This window comes from Bartonella sp. CL434QHHD (assembly GCF_042195145.1).
In the GTDB taxonomy this organism is placed as follows: Bacteria; Pseudomonadota; Alphaproteobacteria; order Rhizobiales; family Rhizobiaceae; genus Bartonella.
Map to the genome: position 1 here is coordinate 69,996 of NZ_JBHINT010000034.1, position 13,403 is coordinate 83,398.

12 protein-coding genes are annotated in these 13,403 nt (G+C 36.9%); 6 read left to right on the forward strand and 6 right to left on the reverse strand.

Translation table 11 applies throughout. From position 1 onward, the window contains the following. The first annotated feature begins 2 nt into the window (after positions 1–2). The 3 genes from ccmB to ACFILN_RS05220 all read left to right on the forward strand — a co-directional run bounded on the left by ccmB (position 3) and on the right by ACFILN_RS05220 (position 2,300). Complete coding sequence (gene ccmB, locus ACFILN_RS05210) at positions 3–668, forward strand: heme exporter protein CcmB (RefSeq protein ID WP_375630511.1); 666 nt, start codon at positions 3–5, stop codon at positions 666–668. A gap of 46 nt (positions 669–714) precedes the next feature. Beyond that, positions 715–1,494: a heme ABC transporter permease gene (locus tag ACFILN_RS05215; RefSeq protein ID WP_375671032.1), complete on the forward strand. Its 780-nt coding sequence runs from the start codon at positions 715–717 to the stop codon at positions 1,492–1,494. A 191-nt stretch (positions 1,495–1,685) separates the two neighbouring features. Continuing rightward, positions 1,686–2,300: a DsbE family thiol:disulfide interchange protein gene (locus ACFILN_RS05220; RefSeq protein ID WP_375637349.1), complete on the forward strand. Its 615-nt coding sequence runs from the start codon at positions 1,686–1,688 to the stop codon at positions 2,298–2,300. An 848-nt stretch (positions 2,301–3,148) separates the two neighbouring features. On the opposite strand, the gene ACFILN_RS05225 is transcribed toward ACFILN_RS05220, so the two are convergent. From ACFILN_RS05225 to ACFILN_RS05235, 3 genes are read right to left on the reverse strand one after another with little or no spacing between them, the layout of a single operon-like run. Further along, positions 3,149–4,150: an Hsp33 family molecular chaperone gene (locus ACFILN_RS05225; protein WP_375630515.1), complete on the reverse strand. Its 1,002-nt coding sequence runs from the start codon at positions 4,148–4,150 to the stop codon at positions 3,149–3,151. A gap of 36 nt (positions 4,151–4,186) precedes the next feature. Next, positions 4,187–5,122 carry an ornithine carbamoyltransferase gene (gene argF, locus ACFILN_RS05230; RefSeq protein ID WP_375630517.1) on the reverse strand — a complete coding sequence of 312 codons (936 nt, stop codon included), beginning with the start codon at positions 5,120–5,122 and terminating at the stop codon, positions 4,187–4,189. Next, positions 5,119–6,333 (reverse strand): aspartate aminotransferase family protein, encoded by a 1,215-nt coding sequence (locus ACFILN_RS05235; RefSeq protein WP_273790265.1) that lies wholly within the window; start codon positions 6,331–6,333, stop codon positions 5,119–5,121. Before ACFILN_RS05235 ends, argF begins: the two co-directional genes overlap by 4 nt. A gap of 486 nt (positions 6,334–6,819) precedes the next feature. Here ACFILN_RS05235 and ACFILN_RS05240 point away from each other — a divergent pair, with 486 nt between their 5' ends. Next, a complete protein-coding gene (locus ACFILN_RS05240; protein WP_375642988.1) occupies positions 6,820–7,356 on the forward strand; it encodes a GcrA family cell cycle regulator in 537 nt (178 codons plus the stop codon). Between the two features lie 913 nt (positions 7,357–8,269). On the opposite strand, the gene ACFILN_RS05245 is transcribed toward ACFILN_RS05240, so the two are convergent. Together ACFILN_RS05245 and ACFILN_RS05250 are read right to left on the reverse strand one after the other, a co-directional pair. After that, positions 8,270–8,860, reverse strand: a complete 591-nt coding sequence (locus tag ACFILN_RS05245; RefSeq protein ID WP_375657964.1) for a Smr/MutS family protein — start codon at positions 8,858–8,860, stop codon at positions 8,270–8,272. Positions 8,861–8,912: 52 nt separating this feature from the next. Next, a complete protein-coding gene (locus tag ACFILN_RS05250; RefSeq protein ID WP_273790262.1) occupies positions 8,913–9,605 on the reverse strand; it encodes a Tim44/TimA family putative adaptor protein in 693 nt (230 codons plus the stop codon). A 174-nt stretch (positions 9,606–9,779) separates the two neighbouring features. Here ACFILN_RS05250 and ACFILN_RS05255 point away from each other — a divergent pair, with 174 nt between their 5' ends. Both ACFILN_RS05255 and secB read left to right on the forward strand, forming a co-directional pair. After that, positions 9,780–10,274, forward strand: coding sequence for an FxsA family protein (locus ACFILN_RS05255; RefSeq protein ID WP_375630525.1), 495 nt, complete (start codon positions 9,780–9,782; stop codon positions 10,272–10,274). A gap of 143 nt (positions 10,275–10,417) precedes the next feature. Beyond that, positions 10,418–10,894, forward strand: a complete 477-nt coding sequence (secB, locus tag ACFILN_RS05260; protein WP_375630527.1) for a protein-export chaperone SecB — start codon at positions 10,418–10,420, stop codon at positions 10,892–10,894. Between the two features lie 67 nt (positions 10,895–10,961). On the opposite strand, the gene ACFILN_RS05265 is transcribed toward secB, so the two are convergent. Next, positions 10,962–13,262: an NADP-dependent malic enzyme gene (locus tag ACFILN_RS05265; RefSeq protein ID WP_375642989.1), complete on the reverse strand. Its 2,301-nt coding sequence runs from the start codon at positions 13,260–13,262 to the stop codon at positions 10,962–10,964. Between the last annotated feature and the right edge of the window lie 141 nt (positions 13,263–13,403).

A 13,403-nucleotide genomic window follows, 5' to 3' on the forward strand; every position in this document is an offset into this window, starting at 1 on the left:
AAATGAAAGCACTGTTCTGGCGTGATCTTAAACTATTATTAGTGCTACAAGCCTCTTCACTAACAGGATTATTGTTTTTTATCGCTGTTGTTGTCATAACCCCCTTTGCCATTGGGCCAGACCCCAAAATTCTTGCACAAATAGGACCAGGTATATTGTGGTTTGGAGCCCTTCTTGCAGGGCTTCTCAATCTGAACAAACTTTTCCAAATCGATCGCGATGATGGTAATCTCGACCAATTTATCCTTTCAGGACAAAGACAAAGTTTTACTCTAATTGTCTTTACCAAATGTTTTGCCCATTGGGTAGGAACGATGCTTCCTCTTATTTTTGCCACACCTATTTTAGCCCTCATGCTCCATTTAGATGTAACAATAACTTTTACAACAATACTCACCCTTTTATGCGGAACACCAGCTATTATTTTTATTGGTGCTATAGGCGCTGCACTCGCAACCTCATTGTTGCACAGTACTTTGCTTATTTTTATCATTATCTTGCCGTGGATCATTCCAATTATGATTTTTGGTGTTTCGGCTGCTACAGCCCCAATAAACCCAAATACCTCTTTTCTTACTTCCCTAGCTCTTCTCAGTGCTTTTTCACTTCTTTTGAGTCTCTTTAGCTCTTTTGTTGCTGCAATAACGCTTAAACTTTTATCAGAATAATAAAAGATGATTGCCGCATAGCAAAACTCTGCCTATTATGAATTTTATGAATGAACTATCTCGTACATATAAAATCAGGTCACTCCCTGCAAGTTTCACCCTTTTCATGAAAATAAGCAGTATCGTCTTACCTTGGTTGGCCGGCATAACATTGTGTTTCCTTATCTTAGGGCTTATGCTGGTGATGCATTCTCCTGATGACTATCAACAAGGCATTACTGTTAAGATTATGTACCTTCATGTTCCCTTTGCGTGGTTGTCTACATTCTGTTATGTAACGATGAGTGCAGCGGCATTAGGAAATCTGATTTGGAAATATCATCTTGCTGATGTAGCACTTAAATGTGGAGCGCCTATAGGGGCAATTTTTACCGCCTTGGCTCTCATGACAGGAGCGCTTTGGGGGCGACCTACATGGGGAACATGGTGGGTCTGGGATGCACGGTTAACATCAGTTTTAATTCTGCTTTTTATCTATCTCTCCATTATCCTGCTTGGGCGTGCTTTTGACAACCAAATAAAAGCCGCTCGTGCTACTGCAATTCTTACACTTGTTGGATTTGTTAATATCCCTGTTATTAAATTTTCCGTTAATTGGTGGAATACATTGCATCAACCAGCATCATTGTTACGTGCTGGAGGATCAACAATCGACAATGCTATGTTATGGCCCCTTATAACAATGCTCTTTTGTTTTATCTTTATGTTTATTGTGCTTTATTTGATGGCTATGCGAAATGAAATCAATAGTCATTATATCCGAATACTTCAGATTAAAAAATCCCGTCGTGCACAACAACAGGACGCTTCATCATGCTCGACCTAAATGGCATCCACAGCGGACTTTTAGGAAATCTATCTCAGAAAATTGATTTTTTCCTTAGCACCCTTAAACACGAGCAAATTGTTGTTTTAAGCTATGTGCTTTCTGCAATATCTCTCTTATGTCTTATTGGATATATTCTTTGCAAAGCTCTATACCAAAAAAAAATTCTCCAACAACTAAACAAAAAAGAGCTGTCACAAAAAGAAAAGTATAATGAAAAACATCCCTCCAAACTTAAAAAAAATATATCTTTGCCTGTTCTACTTGTTTTTTTTGGACCATTTGTTCTTTTTCTTCTTCTCATGGTGTTTTTTTTCAACTTTATGGATAAAAAACACCTTCAAGATTCTTCTCTTCTCGCAAACGCATTGGCTGAAAAACCTGCTCCCAATATTCATCTTCCTCTTCTTGATAAAGAAAGTTATCTCAATTCAAAACAGTTTAAAGGACGTGTCACATTGGTCAATTTTTGGGGCTCTTGGTGTCTGCCCTGTCGCGAAGAACATCCTATTCTTATGCAAATTGCACAAGATAAACGTTTTGATCTGATTGGTATTAATTATAAAGATAATAAAACAAATGCCCTGCGTTTTTTAAACAGTTTTGGTAATCCTTTTAAATTTATTGGCTTTGATGTTTCAGGATATACAGCCATTGATTGGGGAATATATGGCCCCCCAGAAACCTTTCTCTTGAATAAAGAGAGCATTATTATTGCCAAACATGTTGGTCCCTTAACATGGCAAATTTATCAAAAAAAAATTCTACCAAAAATTGAACAAGCGATTATGACAGAAGAAAAATAAAATAATGCAGGTTTGTAAAAACATAACGTTTTATCATGCTATGTATGCTATTTTATTTATACGGACCATCATTCTTCTTAGAAAAATTTTACAAGAGCATTACCATTGTTGATTCAAAAACATGTGTAAAGAAATATCTGTTTGGGAGCTTTATTTTTGATTACTTGGACAAAAACAATATTGCTGTAGAACCATCGTTAGATTAGTGACAGCAACCAACTATTATTTTCAAAGTCATATAGTATTTTGTCTTCGCATTTTTATCTAAAATGCACATTGTTATGAGGGGACTTCACCACTATTCTCATCTTTTTTATAAAATAACAAACCCGTTCCTTCGCAGCGTCATTGTTATATTTATTCCCATTATACTATCTGTTCGTAATAGACTCTATAAAGTCCATATTGAGTCTATACATTCTTATTCTATCGATAATTTCTCTTATGATTATAACTAATGAGCTTTTTTGACTCTTAATAAGATAAATTCGAGTAAGAAAATATGACTACAATCAAAAAGTCTCATTTAACAGAGAAGATAAGTTATGAATACATAATCAATCTATCAATGAACATTATAAAAGAATTCATTGTAAGAAATAAACTTTTGAGATGTAAAAAGTATAAAAGAAGCTTTTTCGAGAGGAGAAAATATATTTTACAGAGAACTCTTTTTTAAGCACTCTATAACGTGATTACTGATTTCAACAGAAAGATCACTCGTATACATTAAAAAACTCTAAGACAAGAAATATTCTAGAAGTTCATATGAGCTTATGCGTAAACTTTTATAACGCAAATAAAATAGGCTTTTGTTGCAATCATCATTTTTTATGAAAAATATTTGATTATGTTTTTTCTTCTAAAAATTCTTGCGGTGTAAAACAATATGTTTTTGAGCAAAATTCACATGTGACTGAAATATATTTATTTTTAACCATTTTATTGCGTTCATCAATAGAAAAACCTTCTAGGATTCCTTTAATTTTTTCGTGTGAACAAGAACATTGATCGACAAGAGAAAAAGGATTAAAAACTCTAACACCTTGTTCATGAAAAAGGCGGAACAAGAGCTGTTTACTACCGACTTGGGGATCTGTTAATTCTGAACTTTCAATCGTTTCCATGAGTATTTTAGATTCCTGCCATTGGTTATCCAATTGGGTATGGGTTTTCGTTTCTTCTCGCTTTTGATGAGGGGCATCTATTTTATGATGAGACGATTCTTGGGGTAAAAGTTGGATCAAAATACCTCCAGCTCGCCAGCTTTTCTGCGGTTTTCCTTGTTGGTCACGATTAATTAATATAGCAACAGCCAGACGGATATCGGTAGGAATTTGTTCTGACTGATCAAAATAAATACGAGAAGCTTCTTGTAAATTTGATCCATCTAATGCAACTATCCCTTGATAGGGTTGCATATGGGGACCTTGATCAATGGTGAAGGCTAAAGTGCCTTTTCCTAAAAGTGTTTCTGAAGAAGTTTGACCATTGTCTATGGCTTGTTTTAGCTGTTCCTTATCAAAACGAGCGTATCCACGTAAACTGGAAGGAGGCGAAAAATCGCACACCAACATATTAACAGGTCCATCGGAATGGGTTTGTAGAATAAATTTTCCCGTAAGTTTTAGAGAAGTTCCAAGCAGAACCGTTAAAAGTAAAGCTTCTGCTAGAAGATAAGAAACCGGTTCAGGATATTGATGTCTGTTAAGAATAGAATTTAAAGTTTCCCCAAGTTGTACGGCACGTCCACGGATATCAAGTTCTTCAACTTGAAAGGGAATAACACTATCATCTTCACGCAAGAAGTTGTTGTTGAGAGAGGCTTCATCTTTAGCTTGTTCACTCATAGCTTTGCCTTTTTTATATAATTTGTTGTAGGGAGGCTATTGTGGAGAGAAAAACGCATCTTGTAAACACCAAGAAAGAATTGCTTTTTGAACATGAAGACGATTTTCAGCCTCATCGAAAACAACGGAGTGCGGTCCATCAATCACAGAATCAACAACTTCTTCACCGCGATGAGCAGGAAGACAATGCATAAAAAGAGCATCAGATTTTGCTAATTTCATGAGAGATTCATTGACTTGATAAGGCTGAAAAGTAGAACGACTGCGAGCACGAAATTCTTGTCCCATGGAGACCCATGTATCGGTCATAATACAATCAGCATCTTGAGCTGCTTTTTGGGGATTATGGGTTAGTGTAAGATGTGCTCCTCGTTCACGTGCCCAATGGATAAATTTTTCCTGTGGCTCACTGCCCTTTGGAGTAGCAATACGCAAATGAAAATCAAAAAGAGCTGCAGCTTCAATTAAGGAATGGAGTACATTATTACCATCCCCCATCCACGCAAATATTTTACCAGAAATAGGCCCCCGATGCTCCTCATAGGTTAATATATCTGCTAGAATTTGGCAAGGATGTGTATCATCTGTAAGGGCATTAATGACAGGAATTTGTGCATATTGTGCCAATTCGAGCATACGTTGATGTTTTGTTGTTCGTAATATCACGATATCCACAAAACGAGATAAAACACGAGCCGTATCAGCTATAGTTTCACTGTGACCAAGCTGCATCTCTGAACCCGTGAGCATGATTGTATCTCCGCCAAGCTGGCGCATACTGATATCGAATGAAATACGGGTTCGTGTGGATGGTTTTTCAAAAATCATCGCAAGTGTTTTACCTATAAAAGGTTTTGAACCTTTTCCTGCTTTAAAAGATGCTTTAAGGATCTTCGCATAATCGATCAGTGCGCGTGCTATTGCTGGCGTTAAAATGGATAAGTCCGTGAAATGACGAAGAGCATTTGTCATGTGTGTGATATTTGTCTTTCTTTGTTTACTTGCGAAAGATAAGCTATTGCTTTTTCAATACGATGCAAACTTTCATCTATTTCTTCTTCCCTAATGATAAGAGGAGGCAATAAGCGCACAACATTGTTGTTGGCAGCAACACTTAAGAGATGTTCATTTTCTAAAGCATTAACGACAAGATTTGAAGACACAACACATTGAATACCCAACATTAGCCCCATCCCCGGAACTGCGCGGATAATATCAGGATAGATATTGAGAATATGCAAAAGTCCACTTTTTAGTTTATCCCCCATGCGCTGAACATGGTTGAGAAAACTTGGCTCTAACAAAATATCAAGAACACTATTTCCTACAGCCATTCCAAGAAGATTTCCTCCAAAGGTTGAACCATGTGTCCCAAGTGTCATGCTTTTTGCAACTTTATCCGTTGCAAGGCAAGCGCCTAATGGAAATCCCCCTCCTAATCCTTTTGCGAGGGTAAGAATATCAGGTGTGACATCACTCCATTCATAAGCAAAAAGCTTTCCTGTTCGTCCTATACCCGTTTGGACTTCATCTAAAATCAATAATAGACCATTATCATCGCATATTTTGCGCAAAAATCTTAAATATTCATGAGGGACCGTTCGTATTCCTCCTTCTCCTTGAATAGGTTCAATAAGAATAGCGGCGGTATTTTTATTAATAGCATTACACAAAGCGATTTCATCACAAAAAGGTACTTGAATAAATCCACCAGCTTTAGGTCCAAAGCCTTCAAGATATTTTTCATGCCCAGTCGCAGCAAGTGCTGCAAGTGTACGTCCATGAAATGCCCCTTCAAAAGTAATTATTTCAATGCGTTCTGAATGACCAGCAGCATAGTAATAATGACGTGCCGTTTTGAATGCGCACTCCAATGCTTCAGTACCTGAATTGCAGAAAAAAACCTTATCCGCAAAACTATTTGCACAAAGCCGCGTGGCAAGAGATGCTTGTTCAGGAGATTGAAAAATATTAGAAACATGCCAAAGTTTTTCAGCTTGTATTTTGAGCGTATCAACCAATTTTGGATGTGAATACCCTAATGCATTAACAGCAATGCCAGATGTGAAATCAAGATAATGTTCTCCTTTATCGGAAATAAGCCATACACCATGCCCCTGTTCAAAATGCAAATTTCGTCGTGCGAAGCATTCATAAAGTGGTTGTATAGAGACAGCATCCATCATAATTCCCTTTATATTTTAACCTTTTCAATATATATACAAAGCAACACTACAAATAAAACAGCATGGTACATTTCGTTACGGTGCTTTCAACATTTCATTACGATTAGTGATTACACCTATAGAATAGATCATTACACCAATTGAAAAAAAGTCAATGAAGGTTCTACAAATAAGCATTTTGGGGAAAAGCCTTAAACAAAAGTGAAAGTTTAACCTATGATTGATTTGCAAGTTGGGGAAAACATTCTAAATAAACTCTTCAAGAGGTAAAGACTCTTGTCATAGAGTGAGTGCATATTGTAATTTACAATATAATAAGCAAGATGATGTGTTTTGATTTGTAAGTCCACAGGCTGGATGATTTTCTTATGCTCGTTTAGAGTGTAAAGTTCTTTCATTCAGCGTAATGAAAACATTATTTAAACATTTGAAGATGCAACGGGGGAGAGCATCTTAGTGACGTAATCGGAATGGAGTGCTGGTATGGGTTGGACATGTGAACGCGTTGAGCTTCTTAAAAAGCTTTGGAGTGAAGGGTTAAGTGCAAGTCAAATTGCTGCTCAATTAGGTGGGGTCAGCAGAAATGCAGTCATCGGCAAAGTACATCGATTAAAGTTACCAGGACGTGGTAAGACAGCTCAAGGAAGCACGCGTGCGCAAAAAACTCCCGTGGGAAGCAGCAGCCCATCATCTCCACGTGTGCGTCGCAACACATCCACGGTATCGCCAGTAAACACATCATCTGTAAGTATTGAAGAAACAGCTTTAAAGACAGAATTTGTAGTGGAAGATGTAAAAGAAGTTGATATGTCCACAAAATCCAATGTAGTGGTGCCTATATCACGTCAACTTAATCTTCTACAATTGAGTGAAAATACATGTAGATGGCCGGTTGGCGATCCATTATCAGCAGATTTTCATTTTTGTGGTGCAGATTCTGATGAAAGTAGCCCCTATTGTGCCTTTCATGCTAAGCTAGCATTTCAACCAATATCTGAAAGACGTCGGATAAGAGTGTAATATCCTCAATTGAATCTCGTATTTTACGTCTTCTGCGCTTCGTTATTAAATTTTAATTATCGAATTATTATGAGAACGAAATTTGATGGAGCTTTTAATGAATGAAAAAATTTCTTCATGAAATTATTCAACGAAACTGTATCTTTTGATGCTACTGCGCAGCTATGTGTTGTAAAGTTATATTCTTGTTTATTTTCACGATTCTCTTTAATTTAGTTGTACTGCTGTTAACACTATCCATAGCAATGTCTTTTGAATAATACAGTTCTCAATTTCTCATGTTTTTATTCTTCGTGTATTTAATAGAGTAATGCTGTGGTTTATAAAAATAATTTATCGCTTTGCAACCTGAATGAGATCCATCTATATCTCTCTCATTTTAAGTCCTCTTATATTGAATCGATCAAAATCTTTCGTTTAGGCGTCACGCGCGAGATGAGAACTGCGGAGAGTAAAAACACTTACAGAAAAGCATGCCTCTGTATAAACGCTTTAAAATACCAAGGACTTAAAGGGTTGTTGCAACATTGGGAGATGGTAAAGTGTATGATGATGCCAGCTTACTCTTTTACTAAGCATAAAGATAGGGGGGGTGCTTCATGGATTTATCATTATACTCTTCACGGATACTGTCGCAAAATAAGCTTGAGAGCGTTGAAAGATGTTTCTTTAAAACAAGCCTGTGGATATATTCAATTCAATGTCGTTCTGTTTTGTGTGAGGGATGTGCCCCGTTAACGAATGCTATAAACAAAAGCGTGAAGCAATACGTAGAATGTAAAATAATATCTTTATAATTCTTTATAAAAAATTATAACGAAGGGAATATTGTATTCAAGGCTCTTACGAAATATACGAAAACAATAAATTATAAGTATAAATAAATATTAAACCTGAAACGACCATAATGACATCACATTCCTTCTCCCGACATAAAACGGCGCAACCAAACATAAAGCGCACCTTCTCCGCCATGCTGACGTGCTGCTTGCTCAAACGCGTGGACATAATATCGAAAAGCTGGTGTTGATAACCAATACGGAACAAATCTATACAAAGCTCCATCACTCCCAACGGATCGTCCTTTTCCTGTAATCACAAGGACATAACGCAATCCTCTCTGCTGAGAGGATTGTAGAAATTTTTTTAAGAAAAAATAAGCTTCTTCCTGCATATAACCATGAAGATCAAGACGCGCCTCAAGAGGATAACGACCTTGGGAAATTTTACGATATGCAACATGATCGAAGAAATGAATCTTTTGTGCTTGTGTAACTGCCCTCTTTTCTCTTTTAATAATTGTCGAGGGTTGTTGATTTTCCTGAGACAATGAGGAGATTTGAGTTACAGGTTGATTTTTATCATTAATATTTGCAATAATTTCTGAAGTAGAAGAGAGCATCTTACCGTGAAGCGGTGTTATCGTACGACACACCATCTCCCATAAAAGGCGATCTTGTGAAGCCAATAAATCTCTTTTTTGTCTCCATTTACTTGAGGACATTTTAATTTCTCATAAATCATTGAATGCTTATGGAAGAAAAACAAAAAGTATTTTAATTTTCATTTTCTGTAGCAAAAAGCTTCCAGTTGGGATCTGACGATAAACTATTGCGAACAAAAGTCCAAATATCTCTGATTTCTACAATAGCATCAGGATCACCGTCTATACGCTCGCCCTGTTCATTATAAGTAACAGAAATCATCTCACTGACAATACGTATCGTTAAAAGTTCATCCTTTTCTTGTATTGCCGCCGCAATAAATTCGATCTTATTAATTCCAACAAAAGTGAATTCTATTCTTTCTTTATTTTTTTCTCGTTGCTCAATAGCCGTACAAAAACTCTCAAAAACATCCTGACAAAGCAAGCTTTTAAGCTGATTGCGATCACCTTTGGCAAAAGCTGTTACAATCATTTCATAAGCAATTTGCGCACCTTTTATAAAAAGTTGAGGAGAAAAATGAGAATCAATTCTATGCAATTCCCGCAAATTTTTATTCAAAAGACTCCCCTCCGGTGAAATTTTATCAATTTCACTAAAGTCGTCTTTTTGTGAATTTTTCTGATGAGGGAACGAAACAATATTATCAGCCGTTTCTGCTTCAACCTGTTTTTTAGAACGACGTGAATAAGGATCAAAGGGTGGCTTTTCAAACCCAATTCGTTTCCCTAATACATTACGGAGTTGCACAAAAATAACAACCATAACAACAAGAGCTATGACAAGTATAACGTCAAATTCCATAGGCGCTGTCAATCTCCAAAGCTTAAGTCTCTAATAAACATTGCAGTCAATACCATTTATCAATAAATATGTAAAATAAGGAATCTTATCATTCAAATATTTTTATAGATTTTGTATTTAAACGGAGTGCTCTTAAGAATTTCTCCCCCTACTCATCCAGAAGGAAATTTTCATGTGATAAAACTTTATTCTATAAATCCTCGTTTTTTTGTTGTTATCTTTCTTTGCATTCTTTTAATCGAGATTGCTGGTTTTATCTTTGTTGGTCAAGAAATTGGTATTTTGGCAACTTTGAGTTTGGTTATTCTCACAACCATAGTTGGGGTTGTTTTATTGCGAATTCAAGGGATTAGCCTTTTAAAAAATATACAAACTGAACTTGTCCAAGGACGCACATTAGAGAATAATATTATTAATGATGCTTTCATCATCTTTAGTGCAATTTTACTTATTCTTCCCGGCTTTGTAAGTGATTTCTTGGGAATATTACTTCTTATTAAACCAATTCGCTCTGTTGCTTGGCATTTCTTTATATCATTAAAAAACAAAATGAATCCCAATACTAAAAGAAAAAATGACTCTGAAAAAATAATTGATCTTAAAGCAGAAGATTACACAATTCATGATACGACAGAATCTCCATGGCGCAAAAATGATGATAACCATTGAAATGCCTAAAAAATCTGCAACAAACTAAAAAAATATTCAAGATAAAGAGCGCATTTCTTGCAACCTTTTGCAAGGCGTGATAACCAATCTGGTCTTTAGATCTAAAATAAATTATACATATTATAATAAGAGAGGTTCGTCGTATGGCCGAAGGTGAAATGAATAACAGTGGTGGAGAGCCGGTTTTTGCTGTATTAACTCAATATTTAAAAGATTTATCATTCGAAAATCCAGGTGCTCCTCGTTCATTGCGTGCACGTGAAAAATCACCACAAATTGATATCAATATTAACGTCAATGCTAACCCAATTGGTGATGACAATTATGATGTCGTTTTGTCTCTCTCCGTCAAAGCCAATGATGAAACTGAAACCTTATTTCATGTAGAATTGATTTACGGTGGTGTTTTTCACCTTAAAAACATTCCACAAGAACATGTTATGCCTCTGGTCTTTATTGAATGTCCCCGTCTTTTATTTCCATTTGCTCGCCAAATTATATCTGATGCTACTCAAAACGGTGGCTTTCCACCTTTGTGGATTGATCCTATTGATTTTGCAGCACTCTTCCAAAAGCGTCTTTCTGAAGAACAAAAAGACAGTCAAATACAGCCCTCTTAAAAAGTTTATTCTTTTGTTATTAAAAAGCCCCTTGATATATTCTTGGTATAGTAGGGGCTTTTTTCCTTTAGACGACTTTTGCGGCATGATAAGCCGCAAGCATTGCAATATTGACAACATCTGTATCGCTTCCACTAAATGGTACAATTTGGACAGATTTTTCCAATCCAATTAAAATAGGACCAATGATGGTTGCTTCACCAAGTTCTTGTAACATTTTGCTTGCAATGGAAGACGCGTGATATCCAGGCATAACCAAAATGTTAGCGGGCTCCGTTAATCCCATAAATGGATATTGCTGCATCAATTTGGAATTGAGTGCCACATCAGCACTCATTTCTCCATCAAACTCAAAATCAACTTTGCGTTCATGCAAAATATTAATCGCATCCTGAATTTGCTGCGTCGTCTGCCCTTTCATATAAGCAAATGTAGAAAATGCTAAAAATGCTACCCGTGGTTGATATCCAAATCCTCGCACAAATGAAGCTGCTTGTTCCGCTATATCCGCAAGTTCTTCAGCATTAGGATTTTCATAAACGGCTGTATCCGTAATAAACACAATTCGTCCACGGCAAATAGCCATTGAAATACCAATCAATCGTTCTTTTGGTTTTTCATCAATTGCACGACGTATATCGATTAACGCTGTTTCATAATTGCGTGTCACCCCTGTAACCATTGCATCAGCATCTCCTAGTGCCACCATACACGCAGCAAAATAATTGCGATCATTATTGATACGATGATGACAATCACGCAACAGCCAGCCTTGACGCTGCATCTTTTTATAAAGATAATTCGCATAAGCATCTGTACGGCAAGAAAGCTTAGCATTCATAATAGAAATACCTTCACGCTCCAGATCAATTCCAGCGATAACAGCCGCTTCTCTTACTTGCTCTTCACGACCAACCAAAATCGCTTGTCCTAATTTTTGATGGACATAGGAAACGGCTGCCCGCATAACTTGCTCTTCTTCACCTTCTGCAAAGACAATTTGTTTTGGCGCTTGACGAACATGGTTATAAACCCCACGCATCATCGAGGAAGTAGGATCACGTCTCGCATTCAAATCGCGCTCATAGGCCTCTAAATCATCTATGTTCTTTTGCGCAACACCGCTTTCCATTGCTGCTTTTGCTACCGCTATTGAAACAACCGTAAATAAACGCGGATCAAAAGGAACAGGGATGATATAATTAGGACCAAATTTTAATCGCTTTCCATGATAAGCTTCTGCAACGCTGTCAGGCACTTCTTCATGCGCTAAATTAGCAAGAGCCTTTGCCGCAGCAATCTTCATGTCTTCATTAATAACTCTTGCACGCACATCAAGCGCACCACGAAATATATAAGGAAAACAGAGAACATTATTAATCTGATTTGGATAATCGGAACGTCCTGTTGCGATAATGGCATCATGACGCACTTGCATAACCTCTTCCGGCGTAATTTCTGGATCGGGATTAGCCATAGCAAAAATGATCGGCTGGGGTGCCATGGATCTTACCATTTCAGGAGTAAGAGCACCTTTAGCAGAAACCCCAAAAAATATATCTGCACCTTCCATTGCTTCCATAAGCGTACGTTTATCTGTTTGAATAGCATGCGCAGATTTCCACTGATTCATTCCCTCTTTGCGGCCTTCATAGACCACACCCTTTGTATCACATAATATGATATTTTCGGAACGAAAGCCCATCGCTTTAATCAGTTCAATACAAGCAATTCCTGCAGAACCAGCACCATTACAGACTAACCGCGTATTTTGCATATCGCGCCCTGTTAAAGTCAAAGCGTTGAGAACACCAGCAGCAACAATAATTGCTGTACCATGTTGATCGTCGTGAAAAACAGGTATATTCATTACCTCGCGTAGGCGGCTTTCAATCATAAAGCACTCTGGCGCCTTAATGTCTTCAAGATTAATTCCACCAAAAGAAGGTTCTAAATGGCGCACCAAATTGATAAAACTTTCTGTATCGTTTATATCAATTTCTAAATCAATGGAATCAATATCCGCAAAACGCTTAAACAGCACTGCTTTTCCTTCCATGACCGGCTTAGAAGCAAGTGCACCTAAATTGCCTAACCCTAAAATAGCTGTACCATTTGAAATAACAGCAACAAGATTGCCTTTTGCTGTATAATCATAAGCTAGCGCTGGATTTTGAGCAATTGCCTTAACTGGAACGGCAACACCTGGTGAATAAGCAAGTGCTAAATCATGCTGTGTTGCCATAGACTTTGTTGCAACAATCTCAAGCTTTCCTGGTCGACCACGACTATGAAAATCTAGAGCTTCTCTTTCGCTCGCACTGTAAACAGTTTGAGATATTTTCTGATCTTGCTCACTCTTTTTCATCTCACTTTATTTTCTCCAAAAACAGTGTAAATTTTGCTTGATAATGCGTATAGTCATTAAATCTGATTCATATATTAGAAATCGCTATTCTTGCCTTAGCAAATCTGATGATGCGTTGCAATTTAGAGATAAATAGATATT

Coding starts and splice junctions, on each gene's coding strand:
- ccmB (WP_375630511.1), top strand. CDS start 3: ATGAAAGCACTGTTCTGGCGTGATCTTAAACTATTATTAGTGCTACAA.
- ACFILN_RS05215 (WP_375671032.1), top strand. CDS start 715: ATGAATGAACTATCTCGTACATATAAAATCAGGTCACTCCCTGCAAGT.
- ACFILN_RS05225 (WP_375630515.1), bottom strand. CDS start 4,150: ATGAGTGAACAAGCTAAAGATGAAGCCTCTCTCAACAACAACTTCTTG.
- argF (WP_375630517.1), bottom strand. CDS start 5,122: ATGACAAATGCTCTTCGTCATTTCACGGACTTATCCATTTTAACGCCA.
- ACFILN_RS05235 (WP_273790265.1), bottom strand. CDS start 6,333: ATGGATGCTGTCTCTATACAACCACTTTATGAATGCTTCGCACGACGA.
- ACFILN_RS05240 (WP_375642988.1), top strand. CDS start 6,820: ATGGGTTGGACATGTGAACGCGTTGAGCTTCTTAAAAAGCTTTGGAGT.
- ACFILN_RS05245 (WP_375657964.1), bottom strand. CDS start 8,860: ATGTCCTCAAGTAAATGGAGACAAAAAAGAGATTTATTGGCTTCACAA.
- ACFILN_RS05250 (WP_273790262.1), bottom strand. CDS start 9,605: ATGGAATTTGACGTTATACTTGTCATAGCTCTTGTTGTTATGGTTGTT.
- secB (WP_375630527.1), top strand. CDS start 10,418: ATGGCCGAAGGTGAAATGAATAACAGTGGTGGAGAGCCGGTTTTTGCT.
- ACFILN_RS05265 (WP_375642989.1), bottom strand. CDS start 13,262: ATGAAAAAGAGTGAGCAAGATCAGAAAATATCTCAAACTGTTTACAGT.